Origin of the sequence: Bacillus sp. FJAT-45037 (assembly GCF_002797325.1) — a bacterium.
Classification (GTDB): Bacteria; Bacillota; Bacilli; order Bacillales; family Bacillaceae_D; genus Alkalihalophilus.
Genome location: NZ_KZ454938.1, coordinates 1,317,757 through 1,334,784 on the forward strand (window position 1 = coordinate 1,317,757; position 17,028 = coordinate 1,334,784).

General features: G+C 39.3%; 14 protein-coding genes and 1 riboswitch. Of the genes, 6 read left to right on the forward strand and 8 right to left on the reverse strand.

Translation table 11 applies throughout. The features are described from left to right. The first annotated feature begins 156 nt into the window (after positions 1-156). The 4 genes from fadH to CDZ88_RS06765 all read left to right on the forward strand — a co-directional run bounded on the left by fadH (position 157) and on the right by CDZ88_RS06765 (position 4,255). Complete coding sequence (fadH, locus tag CDZ88_RS06750) at positions 157-927, forward strand: 2,4-dienoyl-CoA reductase (protein WP_100372816.1); 771 nt, start codon at positions 157-159, stop codon at positions 925-927. Positions 928-1,132: 205 nt separating this feature from the next. After that, positions 1,133-2,098, forward strand: a complete 966-nt coding sequence (locus tag CDZ88_RS06755; protein ID WP_100372817.1) for an ABC transporter ATP-binding protein — start codon at positions 1,133-1,135, stop codon at positions 2,096-2,098. Beyond that, the gene (locus CDZ88_RS06760; protein ID WP_100372818.1) at positions 2,098-3,639 is read left to right on the forward strand and encodes an ABC transporter permease/substrate-binding protein; all 1,542 of its coding nucleotides are present in this window, start codon (positions 2,098-2,100) and stop codon (positions 3,637-3,639) included. The genes CDZ88_RS06755 and CDZ88_RS06760 overlap by 1 nt, the downstream gene beginning before the upstream one ends. A 202-nt stretch (positions 3,640-3,841) precedes the next feature. Continuing rightward, a complete protein-coding gene (locus tag CDZ88_RS06765; protein WP_100372819.1) occupies positions 3,842-4,255 on the forward strand; it encodes a CoA-binding protein in 414 nt (137 codons plus the stop codon). A 47-nt stretch (positions 4,256-4,302) separates the two neighbouring features. Here the strand turns inward: CDZ88_RS06765 and CDZ88_RS06770 are convergent, their stop codons facing one another. Beyond that, complete coding sequence (locus CDZ88_RS06770; RefSeq protein ID WP_442857112.1) at positions 4,303-4,857, reverse strand: GNAT family N-acetyltransferase; 555 nt, start codon at positions 4,855-4,857, stop codon at positions 4,303-4,305. Between the two features lie 236 nt (positions 4,858-5,093). Here CDZ88_RS06770 and parE point away from each other — a divergent pair, with 236 nt between their 5' ends. Together parE and parC are read left to right on the forward strand one after the other, a co-directional pair. Further along, the gene (gene parE, locus CDZ88_RS06775; RefSeq protein WP_100372821.1) at positions 5,094-7,085 is read left to right on the forward strand and encodes a DNA topoisomerase IV subunit B; all 1,992 of its coding nucleotides are present in this window, start codon (positions 5,094-5,096) and stop codon (positions 7,083-7,085) included. 2 nt (positions 7,086-7,087) lie between these two features. Next, the gene (gene parC / locus CDZ88_RS06780) at positions 7,088-9,526 is read left to right on the forward strand and encodes a DNA topoisomerase IV subunit A (protein WP_100372822.1); all 2,439 of its coding nucleotides are present in this window, start codon (positions 7,088-7,090) and stop codon (positions 9,524-9,526) included. A gap of 32 nt (positions 9,527-9,558) precedes the next feature. On the opposite strand, the gene ytvI is transcribed toward parC, so the two are convergent. The 7 genes from ytvI to CDZ88_RS06815 form a co-directional block, all read right to left on the reverse strand. Continuing rightward, positions 9,559-10,683, reverse strand: a complete 1,125-nt coding sequence (gene ytvI / locus CDZ88_RS06785; protein WP_100372823.1) for a sporulation integral membrane protein YtvI — start codon at positions 10,681-10,683, stop codon at positions 9,559-9,561. A gap of 549 nt (positions 10,684-11,232) precedes the next feature. After that, complete coding sequence (locus CDZ88_RS06790; RefSeq protein ID WP_100372824.1) at positions 11,233-11,463, reverse strand: hypothetical protein; 231 nt, start codon at positions 11,461-11,463, stop codon at positions 11,233-11,235. Positions 11,464-11,522: 59 nt separating this feature from the next. Then, positions 11,523-11,834, reverse strand: coding sequence for a hypothetical protein (locus CDZ88_RS06795; protein WP_100372825.1), 312 nt, complete (start codon positions 11,832-11,834; stop codon positions 11,523-11,525). Positions 11,835-11,925: 91 nt separating this feature from the next. Next, the gene (locus CDZ88_RS06800) at positions 11,926-12,135 is read right to left on the reverse strand and encodes a hypothetical protein (RefSeq protein WP_100372826.1); all 210 of its coding nucleotides are present in this window, start codon (positions 12,133-12,135) and stop codon (positions 11,926-11,928) included. A 138-nt stretch (positions 12,136-12,273) separates the two neighbouring features. Continuing rightward, positions 12,274-12,358: riboswitch (cyclic di-GMP riboswitch) on the reverse strand. Between the two features lie 646 nt (positions 12,359-13,004). Beyond that, positions 13,005-13,982, reverse strand: coding sequence for an NAD(P)H-dependent flavin oxidoreductase (locus tag CDZ88_RS06805; protein ID WP_100372827.1), 978 nt, complete (start codon positions 13,980-13,982; stop codon positions 13,005-13,007). A gap of 126 nt (positions 13,983-14,108) precedes the next feature. Beyond that, positions 14,109-15,305, reverse strand: a complete 1,197-nt coding sequence (locus tag CDZ88_RS06810) for an MFS transporter (protein ID WP_100372828.1) — start codon at positions 15,303-15,305, stop codon at positions 14,109-14,111. A 69-nt stretch (positions 15,306-15,374) separates the two neighbouring features. Continuing rightward, a complete protein-coding gene (locus CDZ88_RS06815; protein ID WP_442857113.1) occupies positions 15,375-16,883 on the reverse strand; it encodes a glycine betaine uptake BCCT transporter in 1,509 nt (502 codons plus the stop codon). Positions 16,884-17,028 lie beyond the last annotated feature (145 nt).

The window sequence follows — 17,028 nt, forward strand, 5'->3', positions numbered from 1 at the left end:
GAGAAAGCAGTTACTCCTAGTGAGTAGCTGTTTTTTATTTTAATCAGAAAAGAAAACCCTTTCAAAATTCTGAATCATTCGTCATAATAAGAAAGAGAGCGAGTTTGGTATAAGGAATGAGGTCAATCTTCACAATTGTTGACAGGGGGAATTAAGATGGAAAAGAAAACCGTAATCGTAACAGGTGGAAGCAGTGGTATGGGGAAAGCTATGGCTAAAAAATTTGCGAGCCAAGGTGCCTATGTAACCATAAGTGGTCGTAATGAAGAACGTTTGCTACAAGCTAAGGAAGAAATTGAAACGTTTGAAGGACAAGTCTTACCTGTTGTGATGGATGTCCGTGACCCAGAAAAAGTTCAACATATGGTTGACCGTACGATTGAAACATTTGGTCAAATTGATTACTTAGTGAACAATGCAGCAGGAAACTTCTTAGTGCGTGCGGAGGAACTATCAGAAAATGGCTGGAAGGCTGTTATTGACATTGTCTTAAACGGCACATGGTACTGCACGCAAGCAGTCGGTAAAGAGTGGATAAAAAACAAGCAGCAAGGTAGTATTATCAACATCATCGCTACATATGCATGGACGGCAGGACCTGGAGTCGTTCATTCAGCAACAGCTAAAGCAGGCGTTCTAGCGATGACACGCACACTCGCTGTCGAATGGGGCAGCCAGTACGGCATTCGTTTGAATGCTATTGCTCCTGGTCCAATTGAAGAAACAGGTGGCGCCGAACGCTTGATCAGAGATGATGCTGCTTATAAAAAGGTACTAAAAGGGATCCCAGCACGTCGCTTTGGAAAAGTCGACGAAGTAGCGAGCCTCGCTTCGTTCCTCTTATCACCTGAAGCAAGTTATATTAACGGGGATTGCATTACCATTGACGGTGGTCAGTGGCTAAATGGTGCATCCTTCCAATCGTAAGGAATAGAAGCCTATCAACCTAATGAGGAGTTTGCTCTTCATTAGGTTTTTTCTATCTCTTTGTTCATGTTCGCTACATAAAGAGGACACCATAGTAAGGAGTTCTAATTATGGAAAAAGCATGAATACATTGGTAAGATGGTGGGTATATATCAAGGCTAGACCCTAGCAGGATGTATCGAGACAAATAGAAGGGATTGACCTTATGATTACATTTGAACGTGTGACGAAACAGTACGAAGATGGAACAAAAGCTGTATCGAATTTAGACCTCTCCATCAAGAAAGGAGAATTTTTTGTCGTGATTGGACCGAGTGGATGCGGGAAAACAACGACAATGAAGATGATCAATCGGCTTATTGACCCGACAGATGGGACAATTCGTATTAATGATCAGCCAATCACTGAAGGAGATATACATAAATTACGTTGGAACATCGGCTATGTCTTACAACAAATTGCCTTGTTCCCAAACATGACAGTCGGAGAAAATATTGCAGTCGTCCCCGAAATGAAAAAGTGGGAGAAGTCTCGTATTCGAGACCGTGTGAATGAACTATTAGAATTAGTTGGACTTGATGCAGACGTCTATCGTCATCGTATGCCTACAGAGTTATCAGGGGGGCAACAGCAACGCGTAGGAGTGGCAAGAGCCTTAGCCGCCGATCCTGACATTCTATTGATGGATGAGCCGTTCAGTGCGCTCGATCCGATTAGTCGAGAACAGTTGCAAGAAGACATCAAGAACTTACAACACTCCATCAAAAAAACGATCGTATTTGTAACCCATGATATGGACGAGGCATTAAAGCTCGGAGACCGAATTTGTGTGATGAAAGAAGGAAAAGTAGTACAAGTAGGAACAGCAAGTGAACTAATGTATGAAGCGACAGATTCATTTGTCACAGATTTTATAGGAGATCGCGCTTTAAAAAGAGCGCCTAAACGTGTCGTCAGAGTACACGAAATAATGAGACCTGTCTCAGAAAATCATCAATCGCTCGGTACAACAGAACGTTCGATTTTATTTGATGCCCCTATTGAAGAAGCCTATCAGTTATTAGAAGAAGATCCAATAGCCCCGTTACTGGTTAAAGAGGCAAATAAGGTTGTAGGGACGATCAGTTATGCTGAGCTGGCTAAGGCTTGGATGAAGGAGCGTGAAGCATAATGGAGACATGGAATCGATTAACTCAATTATTTATGCAACGACAAGATCTGCTCTGGAATGCTTTATGGCAACATGTGCAACTATCTCTCATTTCATTACTTATCGCTGTTGTTATTGCTGTCCCACTCGGTGTCTATTTAACAAGGAAAAAACGACTAGCTGAACTCATAATCGGAATGACCGCTGTCTTGCAGACGATTCCGAGCTTAGCTTTACTTGGTTTTATGATTTTATTTGTTGGCATTGGAACAACACCAGCTATTATTGCCTTAGTTGCTTATGCACTCCTTCCTATTCTACGCAATACATATACAGGAATTAGCGAGGTCGACCCTGCGATTCGTGAGGCGGCAAGAGGAATGGGGATGAATTCCTATAAACAATTAATCAAAGTCGAATTACCGATCGCGATGCCTACGGTGATGGCAGGGATTCGAACATCGATGGTTCTAATTGTAGGAACAGCGACACTTGCTGCTTTAATCGGTGCGGGTGGCCTTGGTGATTTAATTATGACAGGAATTCAACGTGCCAATAATGAGTACATTTTACTTGGTGCTATACCAGCTGCTTTATTAGCCTTGTTCTTTGATTTTATTTTACGATTCACACAAAACCGTTCTAGAGGAACATCTTTTATGCCGATTGTTGCAGTTGTCGCACTTGCTTTGGCTGTTGTGATTATTCCACCCCTTGCATCAATTCAAGGCGGGAATGACCGTGGTTTGCAATTAGTAGTCGGAGGAAAAGAGGGTGCCGAACCTGCAATTATTGGAAACATGTACAAGCTCTTAATTGAAGATCAGACAGAAATGAGCGTCGATGTGCGATCAGGATTAGGTGGCACTGAATTTGTATATAACGCGCTACGTGTCGGGGACATTGACATGTACTTGGAATTTTCAGGTACAGTGGTTGGGGATTTGTTAAATATTACTGATTTTAGTTACGACCCGCGCGCAGCTTACGAACAGGCAAGAGACGGGATTTATGAAGAAAAGAATCTTATCTTCCTAGAGCCAATGGCTTATCAGAACACGTATGCGATTGCGGTTACGAGTGAATTTGTAGAAGAGACGGGTGTGGAGACGATCTCAGATTTAGAGCCATATCAAGATGAATTATCAGCTGGATTTACGTTCGAATTTGTCGATCGCCATGATGGCTATCCTGGGTTGGTTGAGATGTATGGATTTGAATTTGCGAATGTTCAATCGATGGAAGCTGCATTACGATCGCGTGCTCTTGTTTCGGGTGATGTTCAAGTGATTGATGCTTATTCTACGGATGCTTATCTTGTTGAATATGATTTGATCGTATTAGAAGATAATGAGCAATTATTTCCACCGTATCAAGGGGCACCACTACTACGTGAAGAAACGATGGAAGAACTTCCTGAGTTAGAAGAAATTCTTAATCAGCTAGCGGGAATTGTAACAGAAGAAGAGATACAAGAAATGAATTACCGCGTTGACTATGATGATGATAATCCAATCGATGTAGCAAGGGAATTCTTACTAAATAAAGGGCTCATTCAATAAAGACATAAACTTCCTATGAACAATCGAAAAGGAAATGGCACTGAGCAATGTTTGAGCTAAGTCAGTATCGGTTATAAGTTCACTAGGAAGTTTAGGATACATATTTGTTTCAGTAAAATGATAAAGACTTACTGAAAAGCAGGAATATGAATGATGAGACTAGAAATAATAACAAAACCACTAAATAGGGAGCTGTTTTCAAATGGGTATAGAAAATCCATCAAACGAAGAAATTAAAGAGCTTTTACATACGAGTAAGCGAATTGCTGTTGTTGGCTTGTCTGCAAACCCTGAACGTACGTCTTATATGGTATCAGAGGCGATGCAGAATGCCGGGTATACGATCATACCTGTCAACCCAACGGTGGATGAAGTGTTAGGAGAAAAAGCAGTTGCGCGATTACAAGATATTGAGAGCGAAGTTGATATTGTCAATGTATTTAGAAGAAGCGAGCATCTCCCTGAGGTCGCGAAAGACACCGTTCAGATCGGAGCAAAATCATTTTGGGCGCAACTAGGTGTCGAGAACGAAGAAGCACATGACTATTTACAAGAGCAAGGCGTTCAAACGATTATGAACCGTTGCATTAAAGTTGAGCATGCGAAATTTAAATAAGGTACCTGAAGCGAACGCACATGATTTCATTCCGTGCGTTCACTTTTTTATGATGACATCGGTTGAGAATAGAAAATATGATTGTCTGTCCATTCTCCAAATTCATGGATGAATCCTTTCCGAATGCATTCATATTCCATCCCCACACGATTGGCTAAGGCGATCGAAGCATGGTTATCTAAATTAATATGTGCTTCAATTCGGTGATAGTTTAGCTTAGTGTGAGCGAGACGTAATAATGCTTTGACAGACTCACCTCCATAGCCCTGATTAAAGAATTGATTGTGAATCGTATAGCCAATCCTTCCCCATTGAAAATCATTGCGAATTAAGGTGGAAAGATCTAGCACACCTACATGCGCCCCGTCTTCTAACCGAAAGACGCCAAATACATAGAAATCATCACTCTTGATCGCCTGTTGATGTCGATCGACCAATTCATAAAACCACGGCTCTGTGCACACACTCATATCAATGCGCCCCTCATCGTAACGTTGCTGTGAGGGCAATCGGTTAATATATTGGTTATACCAGTTTTGATAGTCATGATATTGATACGGCCTAATTTCTAAACGTTGTGTATGTACCGTGAGTGAAGGGATATCCAAGTGCAAACCTCCTATGTTAGTAGATCGTTCATCCTTGATTTGATTATAGCACGCGTAAATTCGTCGGTATTAGGAATCGTTCATCAAGATTCGACATGACTTTTTTAATAAAAAAGAAGGATTATCGAAAAGAGGTTGCGAATACTGAAATAACCGCTACAATAGAAAAGGCGATAGTGAACGTAGATATAATAGAAACGTGTGTTCGTTTGTGCTACAATACGAGTAGCATGTTGAAAGGAGTACCAATCTTGTCAAAGAAACAACACCTTGAATATAACGATGATGCAATACAAGTACTAGAGGGATTAGAGGCGGTTCGAAAACGCCCTGGTATGTATATAGGAAGTACGGATGGAAAAGGCCTTCACCATCTCGTTTATGAAATTGTTGATAATGCCGTAGATGAAGCACTAGCAGGTTACGGTATGTACATAAAAGTTACAATACACCCTGATAACAGCATCTCTGTATCCGATCAAGGACGCGGAATGCCTGTTGGAATGCACAAACTAGGAAAACCAACCCCAGAAGTTATTTTAACGATCTTACATGCAGGTGGTAAATTCGGACAAGGCGGATATGCGACTAGTGGTGGCCTACATGGTGTAGGTGCCTCTGTTGTAAATGCTTTATCTGTTTGGTTAGAAGTTGAAATCATGCGTGATGGTATGGTGTATAAGCAACGCTTTGAGAACGGTGGAAAGCCAGCGACCACACTTGAGAAAAAAGGGAAAACAAAAAAAACGGGTACGACGATTCATTTTAAGCCGGATCCGTCTATCTTCAGTGTGACGACGTACAATTTTGAAACATTGACAGAACGATTACGCGAGGCTGCTTTTCTCCAAAAAGGATTAGAAATTGAACTACTCGACTTACGTGGAGAACAAGCAACAGAGACCTTTTGTTATGAGAGCGGTATTGAAGCGTTTGTTGAATACCTCAATGAAGGCAAAGAAACCCTTCATCCTGTCGTATTTCTTAGCGGTGAGCATCTTGAGATCGAAGTTGAACTCGCTTTTCAGTTTAATGATGGCTATACAGAGAGCGTGCTATCTTTCGTTAACAACGTCCGAACTCGTGATGGAGGAACGCATGAATTAGGTGCAAAAGCTGCGATGACACGTGCCGTTAATGAATACGCAAGAAAAACAAAGTTATTAAAAGAAAAAGATAAAAATTTGGATGGCTCTGATATTCGTGAAGGATTTACGTCCATTGTTTCTGTTCGTGTACCTGAGGCGAAACTTCAGTTTGAAGGCCAAACAAAGAGTAAACTAGGTACGTCTGAAGCACGTTCTGCCGTAGATAGCGTCGTTTCAGAGAAGCTGTCTTACTTCTTTGAGGAAAATCCAGATATAAGTTCAATGCTGATAAAAAAAGCTATTAAAGCAGCTCAAGCAAGAGAAGCGGCTCGAAAAGCTCGTGAAGATGCGCGAAACGGAAAGAAGAGTAAGCGGAGAGATGTCTTACTTAGCGGTAAGCTAACGCCAGCTCAATCTAAAAACCCTAAACGCAATGAATTGTTTCTGGTGGAGGGAGATTCTGCTGGTGGTTCGGCCAAACAAGGACGTGACCGTAAATTCCAAGCGGTACTACCTCTTCGCGGTAAAGTAATTAATACAGAAAAAGCGAAACTCGAAGACATTATGAAAAACGAAGAAATCCGCACAATCATCCATACAATAGGTGCAGGTGTTGGATCAGATTTTGATTTAGATGATGTAAACTACGATAAAGTCGTCATTATGACAGATGCGGATACAGATGGAGCTCATATTCAAGTACTGCTTCTTACTTTCTTCTACCGCTACATGCGTCCTCTGTTCGAAGCAGGGAAAATATATATTGCGCTTCCTCCCCTTTATAAAGTAAGTAGAGGCTCTGGTAAAAAAGAGATCATTGAATATGCTTGGGATGAGCGTGAACTAAAAACAGCAACCGATAAAGTTGGACGCGGATATACGCTTCAACGTTATAAAGGTCTAGGGGAAATGAACGCGACTCAATTATGGGAAACGACGATGGACCCTGAGACAAGAACATTGATTCGCGTAAAAATTGATGATGTTGCAAGAGCAGAGAGGCGTGTGACAACGCTCATGGGCGACAAAGTTGAACCACGAAGAAAATGGATTGAAAACAATGTTGCTTTTGGACTTGAAGAAGAAACAAACATCTTAGAAAATGAAAACTTAGCTGTAGTAGAGGAGGAATAAGGGTGTCACAAACAGAGCGTTACTTAGACCTTCCTTTAGAAGAAGTTATTGGCGACAGGTTCGGTCGATATAGTAAATACATTATTCAAGAGCGTGCACTACCAGATGCACGGGATGGGTTAAAACCTGTTCAGCGAAGAATTTTATATGCAATGTACCGCGAAGGGAATACCTTTGATAAGCCGTTTCGTAAGTCAGCAAAAACGGTTGGTAATGTCATAGGTAACTACCATCCACATGGTGATTCATCCGTATATGAAGCGATGATTCGAATGAGCCAGGATTGGAAAGTGCGTAACTTGCTAGTTGATATGCACGGAAATAACGGGTCGATTGATGGTGATCCTCCTGCAGCTATGCGTTATACGGAAGCTAGACTCTCAAAAATCTCTTCTGAGCTACTACGTGATATCGACAAAGAAACCGTCGACTTCATCCCTAACTTTGATGATTCGGAAGATGAGCCGGTCGTGTTACCAGCGATGTTTCCGAACCTCCTTGCTAATGGATCAACTGGTATTTCAGCGGGATATGCAACAGATATCCCGCCGCATCATCTAGATGAGGTCATCGATGGCGTTATTATGCAAATGGAGAAGCCTGAGACGACGTTAAATGAACTAATGAATGTCATTAAAGGCCCAGATTTCCCAACAGGCGGAACCGTTCAAGGTATTGACGGCATTCGTCAAGCGTATCGAACTGGAAAAGGTAAAGTCATTGTGCGGGCTAAGACTGAGATGGAAGAATTACGTGGTGGTAGGCAACAAATTACAATCACAGAGATTCCTTATGAAGTCGTTAAAGCAAATTTAGTTAAGAAAATGGATGAGCTCCGCTTTGATAAAAAAGTAGACGGTATTGCTGAAGTTCGTGATGATACCGACCGTACAGGCTTACGTATTGTCGTCGAACTAAAAAAAGAAGCAGACGCGCAAGCCATTCTGCATTATTTATTGAAAAATACCGATCTTCAAGTAACATATAATTTCAATATGGTCGCGATTCACAATAAAACACCGAAGCTTATGGGCTTACAATCACTCATACAAGCTTATATCGATCATCAGAAAGACGTTGCCACTCGGCGTGCAGAATATAACCTAAAAAAAGCAAAAGACCGTCAGCATATCGTAGAGGGCTTGATTAAAGCAATCTCCGTTTTAGATGAAGTGATTGCAACGATTCGTTCTTCCAAAGATAAAAAAGATGCTAAAGCTAACCTTATTAAAGAATTTGTTTTCTCAGAAGCTCAAGCAGAAGCAATCGTAACGTTGCAGTTATATCGTTTAACGAATACGGATATTACAACACTAGAGGAAGAAGCAGCAGACTTAGAGCGTCGCATTCATGAATTGGAAGCGATTCTTGGTAGTGAGAAAAAGCTTATCTCTGTGATTAAGAAAGGCCTTCAAACAATTAAGAAGCAATTTGCTGATCCAAGACGGACTATTATTAAAGATCAAATAGAAGAGATTAAGATTAATATGGAAGTCCTGATTGCATCTGAAGACGTGATGGTGACCGTTACGGAGGAAGGATACGTGAAACGAACAAGTATCCGTTCTTATACCGCATCAAACGGGGAACCACCAGGGATGAAAGAAGGTGACCGTTTACTCGATCGACTTGAGATGAATACGACGGATACGTTGCTTCTCTTTACGAAGCTCGGCAGTTATCTATATGTTCCTGTTCATCAGTTACCGGATATACGTTGGAAAGACAATGGACAACATATCGCAAACTTAGTCAGTCTTGATCGCGATGACTGCATTATGAAAGCGATGGCTGTGAAAGAATTTTCTGAGTCGGAGTCACTACTATTTATTACGAAACATGGTATGGCCAAACGTTCTCAACTCTCGCTTTATCAAGCTCAACGTTTTTCAAAACCACTCATGGCATTGAAGCTAAAAGGCGATGACGAGGTTATAGCGATTATGAGAACGAAGGGAGAGCAAGATTTGTTTATCTCTACACACTTAGGCTACGGGTTATGGTTTGGTGAGGATGAAGTAAGTCTTGTTGGACAAAGAGCCGCTGGAGTTAAGGCCATTAACTTGAAAGAGAATGATCAAGTGATCGATGCATGCTCCTTTAATAAAGGAGAAAAAATTGATCTATTTATCGTTACACATCGCGGAGCTGTTAAGAGGATGGTGAACACCGAATTCGATCGATCCTCGCGCGCAAAACGAGGACTTGTGATGTTGCGCGAATTAAAAGCAAATCCACATCGTCTTATTGCGTGTAAGAAAGTAACGAACCAAACAGAGATTGAATTACTGACTGAAAAAGGGTTAAGAGAAACCATTCGACCATTTAGTTATCGCAACAGCGATCGTTATTCAAACGGATCATTTGCTGTTGATATACAACGAGATGGTTTAGTGATTGAAGTGTGGCAGCATCAAACGAGTGGCAAAAAAGACGCATAAGAAAAAGCTGAACCAATTCTGGTTCAGCTTTTTTATACTTCTTTCGCCCATCCTTCTTTGATAAAACGCATGATTGAGTGGACGACACCAATATCATACATAATAACAATAAACACTAAAATGACAGGACCAATCAATAATCCAAGAGCGCCAAATAATTGCAACCCAACAAAGAGCGACACTAATACAGCAACAGGATTTAAATTTAAGTTAGAGGAAAGAATTTTCGGCTCAATTAGTTGCCTCACAATGACGATAATGCCGTATAAGATCGACAATCCAATTGCCTGAGTCAACTGACCAGTAATGAACAAATAAACAAGCCATGGAACAAGAATCGTACCAGTTCCTAAGTAAGGGAGCAGTTCAGCAATGCCGATAACAACGGCTAATGTGATAGCGTGCTCTACATTCAAAATGAACAGACCGATTAAGACGATTACACCAGTAATCACCATCATAATCACTTGTGCTTTCACAAGTCCCCATAAGCGGTGGCGGACAGCAATCCAAAAATTCTTTAACATAACTAATAAAGAAGCAGGGACCGCATGACGAAATCGTTCTTGATAAAAATTCCATTGCTTACCCATAAAATAAATACTCAACACCATAAAAATAAAAGCGACTAAAAAAGTAGGTACTCCTAATAAAATATGGGTGATTCGATCGACAATTCCTTGACCAACTTGACCGAGCATACTGCCGACTTGAGACCCAAGTTGAACAATACTTTGCCTTAATGCTTCTTGCTCTTCATAGGTAAAGGTATTAAAAACCCCTAAGATTTGCTGCCAGAAGGGGAAGATGACCTCATTGAAATAGAGCTGAAAAGAAACAGAAGACGATTCAATCCATCCAGGAATCTGAGCAAAGAAAGTTTGGAGACTATAAATTATAAGAAAAACAGTCCCAGTTACCACGGAACTCACGAGAACAATGCCTACAAGTAAGCCAAAAAAACTGGAAAAACCTGTGCTGATTTTAAATTTCTTTTGCATAAATCGAACACACGGCTGCAAGAACCAGGCTAGAAATGCAGCGATCCAAAACGGATACGTAACAGAAAAAACTTTTATTACAAGCCAACTAAGACCAATAATAGCAAGTACAATGACTAAAGTCCGAAGCATCATCCAACCATGTTCACGGGTCATAGTATAGTTCCTTTCATAACGTAATAGAGGGACTGAATTGGTAACATACTCCAATTTTATTGTAATTCTCGTTAATAGCACTGTCAAATAACAGGATGAAGGACAAGCGTCGTACTAAATCATATGCACAGAAGTCAAAATCATACGAATTAAGTTTGATATTAAAACAAAGAAATAGATGAAGTAGTACATAAAAACATTATGTAAACTTACGAAAGATAAGATGATTACAACAGTTCATAAGGTCTTTAAGTAAGCTTGCATCTGTAGAGCGATTGTAAAGCGACAAAAATATTGACTATAGTCAATATTTGAAGTTAGTAATCAATAGTTAGTCCAGTCAATTGATAAAAAACTGATCATCTAATAAATATGTTATCTCATTAAAATTGATCTCCCGTCTCAAAACTTAAAGTTTACTTAGGCTGTGATACAAGATTCATGATATTTTTATTGGTTCCGATAATATATATTATGTCTACTTCTTTTTTCTCCGATTTTAAAGGCTTATCCACTTCAAGTTCCTATAACAACTGTTTTTGCAAATTCTCATTCCGGTGTCTTGTAAACTCTTACTCCAACAATACTATTTTCATACATTACCTCTTGTCCTTGATCTTCCTCTGCAACCGTCACAGTAGTATCTATCACTTCCTGCTCCTGCGCACTTTGATTAGAAAAACACCCAGTAATAAGTAAGACCAAACTAAGAGAAGAAAAAAGGAGAAATGTTAATACGATCTTTCGTTTTATCATGCTCAGATCTTTACTGATCAACATTCTTTATAGCTCCTTACTCTGAAATTACTTGCTAAAATAGGTTAATACAAATCTATAATTCACCTAAGCTTACTTTTTGTTCTCTCGAGGTTTCTTTCCGCATCTTCATAATTCATATTGATATCAGTTAAAATATAGAGGTACATACTTTGTTGTGCCTGTTGCTTCAATAACTTAAATACAACTGGCTTCTTTCGTTGAATAATTGACATAAATTCAGCTGTAGGCGTGGGCAATGACTTTGGCTTTGTTCTTATAATGTTTTTCAAAAAATTTTTAAATTCATACAAAGAGTCAATTGAATCTGGACTTTTCAAAAGTAACTCAAATTTTTTTATAACTTCTTTCAGATCAGGTTCATTATATTTCATAACTCTTTCTCCTTAAAACATACAATTTGATATGATAATGTATATAAAAATTTAAATAGGGGGTGACTATAGTAATTTCCGCTTTCAAAGTCTATTCTTCAACACTGGATTTATCTCTAACCTTTAACTCTTCTATAATATAGACGATCTTCATTTTAATCTCTGACGTTTTTTCAAACTCAAAGGCATTTCTTGCAAATTTAAGTTCATCCATTAAATAGTCATATCGCTCTGTTAATTCACCAATCGTTTTTTCTGATAACTGCATCATTTTTCTTATATCAGGTTCTTCATTATACATTGAGATTACTCCTTTCATGGATGTTCGTATATTTTTCAATATTTTCAGACTCAACATATTACAAATAGTAAATTTTTCCTTTGAAAATAATAAAGGTGGATACCCTAAAAAAACAGATATCCACCCATATCAGTTTCTTTCGGCAACCCGGCTACCATGGTTATTTCACTTTAGGCCCGCGGCTTTGCGTCCTTATTTTTCAATAAGTTTGCTATTATCGTAAAACAGTCTTTTATTATTTTTTTGAACTTAATACTATTATATTACATAAACATGTCAAAAATCTATTATTTCTGACAAAAAACGAGTTTTTTCACATTCCATCTATTTGGGTTTGGTGACTGTCCCCCAGTTAGATACAGCATTAGTGTGGTGGGGGGTTTGACACCATAGCCTCATCCCAATTCAGCCTTCTATACAATTTCTGTTCGTCAGTTCGGGATTTTGCCTCCAAGTTATCACCCATGCCGGGCGCACCATGCAAAAAGGGGAAAGCATTAGCTTTCCTCTTAAGTAAGATTTAAAATGAATTAGTTGCCCCGCCATCAACTACAATGATATGTTATTATTAATTGAACGATAATTTAGTAATTTAGACGATAACTACTCACTTTAAACAATAAATTATATCACCTAGCAATAAATCCTCCCTTTAGAACATTCACTATGTATTATGTAAACTTCTATATGGTCCATCTGGTCTATGTAATTATCTTGTCTTATCAATCCGCTGCACGAGTATTCTCTAGCTATCTATAATAGGTTCCTCTTCTTCCCATTCCAGAAAACCATCACTTGTTATTATCAATCTTAGTAAATAGAGCATAAAGAATAGCCCTCTTTTAAAAGAAAAAAGGGCTATTTCTCTATTATCTCGCAAATTCTCCACTTGTATTTAATAACCGCTCTCTTGCGGCCACATACTCTTGGTGCAGTTTATCAATATATTCTCTGGTACTAGTTACCTCTTTAATTGCTCCAATACCTTGACCACTACCCCAAATATCCTTCCAAGCCTTTGATTTTCCTTCTCCCCCAAAATTCATCTTAGATGGGTCACTTTCCGGTAGTGCATTCGGGTCCAAACCAGCAGCGCGGATGGATGGGGCAAGATAGTTCCCATGGACACCAGTAAATAGATTGCTATTGACGATGTCATCAGAAGTACACTCAATAATCGCCTGTTTATATTCCTCGATCGCTCGAGCTTCATGTGTAGCAATAAAGGGTGAACCAATATAAGCAAAATCTGCACCCATGGCTTGAGCAGCAAGGACTGCGTTTCCATTGGCAATAGAGCCAGCCAAAGCTAATGGTCCAGTATACCACTCACGGATTTCTTGGATTAATGCAAACGGGCTCTTGTCCCCTGCATGTCCGCCAGCTCCTGCTGCGACTGCAATCAACCCATCCGCTCCTTTATCAATGGCTTTGTGTGCAAACTTATTATTAATGACATCGTGAAAAACAATTCCACCGTAGCTGTGTGCGGCGAGATTGACCTCTTCACGAGCACCAAGGGAAGTAATGATAATAGGAACCTTATACTTTACACATAATTCCATATCTTGTTCCAATCTATCATTGCTCTTATGTACGATTTGATTAATCGCAAAAGGTGCTGCTGGTCTCTCTGGATTTTGTGCATTATAAGCTGCGAGTTCTTCAGTAATTTCCGCTAGCCATTCATCTAGCTGAGAAGCAGGCCTTGCATTCAATGCAGGCATGGAGCCAACAACCCCAGCTTTACATTGCTCAATTACGAGCTTGGGATTACTAATAATGAAAAGCGGTGAACCGATAACGGGCATTCTCAAATTGTTTAAAACTGACGGAATGTTTGACATGTCTCTTAAATTCCTCCATTTATGTAAATTTAAATTAATTCATAACAATCATTTCTAAGTTTAATATAATAAAGTCGTTAGCTTCCTTATGAAATATTTACTTCTAGAAGAGGCATTTAATTCCCTTCATTTGACTCTATTAAATTCATACCTTTTGTATCGGACCATAGATACAATACCAAGAATCGGTCCAATCGCTAAACAGGCAAAGACCCACTCCCAACCAACTAACCTCTGAATAATAGGTATTAGGTTGATAGAAAATATAGTGATTAGGAAACCAATGCACATTTGAAAAGTAAGAGCTGTTCCTACATACTCAACTTCTGCTACTTCTGAAACGACGGCAGAAAATTGGGCAGAATCTGAAATGACAGACATTCCCCAAATGATAGAAAGGCTTAGAGTTAACCATATATATTGACCAAAAGTAAAACCAATCAAGATACAGCAAATAGCACTGATAAACATAGAAATAATGGTTAAGTTGGCTCTTCCAATTTTATCTGAGACTAGTCCACCTACTACACTACCAATTCCCCCTGCAATTCCGATTGTAATAAAAGAGGATAGAGCAATAAACCAAGGAGAAATAAATGGTGAATAGCTTGTAAAACTAGCAGTCAAAAAGATAGGAATCCACGTCCACATCGCATACAATTCCCACATATGCCCAAAGTAACCGTAGTTCGCAAGCATGACTGGTTTATTCGATACTACCTTTTTAATTAATTTAAAAGAGAAAGGTAATTTCTTAGTTGTTACTGGAGCATCTTCTAAAACCCAACGGACAATAATGGCTGCCAGTAGTGCTAATAGTGAACTACAAATTATCACTAATTGCCAATTTAAAGAAGTAGAGAATATCACAATAAAATGTGGCAAAGAGGACCCTAGAGTTAATGCGGCTATTAGTATACCAATAGCAAGCCCACGCTTTTTTGGAAACCATTGTGATAAAATTTTTACAGCTATCGGGTATACACCAGCCAGTGATAAACCAGTTAATATCCTAAGTAGGATACCGATAAAAGCATGATCTACTAGTATAATTGAGACATTAAACAATGCGCCTAGAAACGCTGAAACGGCAAAAACCTTTCGAGGATTAAAACGATCTGCTATCCCAAAAGTTGAACTAACTAATGCACCTATTACAAAACCAATTGGGACAGAAGCAGATAACCATGCTTCTGAATTGGAGGTAAGATTCCATACTTGAATGAGTTCGGTGGATATAACGGAAGCACTAAACCACAAGCTTAATGCGCATAATTCAGCTATTCCAATCCATACTAACGCTTTCCATGAACCTCGAATCATCATATCTCCCCCTGTTGTATCACAAAAAGTTGACCTAATCACATCTCTGTGTCAGGTCAACTTTTTTCTTTAACTCACTTTTTCTTTTTTAAGTTCTATTTTTGATTTTACTTGATTTATTTCTTTCAAGTCTTTGTTTAACGCCTTCACTAGTCCATAACACATGACAAGAATAATTATGGTTAAAGGCAATGCACTAACGATAATCGCTGTTTGGAGTCCTGCTAGACCTCCTGAAGCCATTAAGACGCTTGTTGCTGCAACTAGAATGATTCCCCATGTAATCTTTACTTTACTAGATGGGTTTAGGCTTCCCCCCGTTGATAACATCCCTAGTACGAACGTTGCTGAGTCGGCTGAAGTAACAAAGAACGTTGTAATCAAAGCAATCGTTAATACAGAAAGAATTGCTCCTAGTGGCAATTGCTGATAGACATAGAATAACGCTGTTTCAAGTGATTGATTAGATACATCTACTCCTTGCGTCAATTCAAGGAAGATCCCTGTTCCACCGAATACAGTGAACCAAATCGCGCATACAAGCGATGGCACTAGAATCACGGCTATTGTAAATTCACGGATCGTTCTACCTTTAGATACTCGAGCAATGAACATTCCGACAAATGGAGTCCAAGAAATCCACCATGCCCAGTAAAAAACTGTCCACCCTTGCGTCCATGCTGCTTCCGTCTCATCAAATGGTGATAATCTTAACCCCATTGGAATGAAATTCTGGATATAGCCACCTAGACTTGTTGTGAACATATTCAATATAAATAACGTCGGTCCTAAGATCAGCACCGCTAAAACTAATAACACGGCAAGCGACATATTTATGTTACTTAAGTATTTGATCCCTTTTGAAATCCCAGTGTTAGCTGAGATGATGAAGAGAACGGTGATAATGCCCATAATTAACATCTGCACGCCAAAGTTATTAGGAATTCCAATTAAGTAAGATAATCCGGCATTTATTTGCTGTGATCCTAGACCAAGAGATGCTGCGACTCCGAATAATGTAGAGAAAATTGCAATAATATCAATTGTATGACCAATCGGTCCCTTCACTTTATCTCCTATTACAGGGTAAAGTGTTGCGCTCATTAAACCAGGTGCACCTTTTCTAAACTTTTGATAGGCAAGCGCCATAGCAACGATTGCATAAATCGCCCATGCATGAAGTCCCCAGTGTAGCCAAGTGTAGCGCATTCCCATGACAGCTGAGGTTTCCGTTCCTCCCTCTCCCATTGGTGGAGTTGAAAAATGTGAGATCGGTTCAGATACTCCGTAAAATAAAAGACCGATTCCCATACCCGCTGAAAATAGCATCGCAAACCAAGTTGGACGACTATATTCAGGTGTTGAATCTGGTGAGCCTAATTTAATTTTACCAAACTTACTAAAGATCATAAACGCAGCAAACAGTAAGAAAAAGGTTGCTACGAGCTGATAAAACCAGCCAAACGACTCTAAAACAAACGATTGGGCCGCATTCATCGCCAAGCCTAATTGATCAGGTATGACAACCCCTATTACTACAAACAAAGCTGCAATCCCAACAGAAATCTTAAAAACGATATTATCACTGTTAATAGTAAACACTTCCTATAATTTTTTAGGTATTAAGCACATCATGCAAAACACCTATATATTAAACCATAGAAAGTATGTTTCAAGAAAACCTTATAGTTCTCTATTAGACCGACAATAACAGTGTATTCGT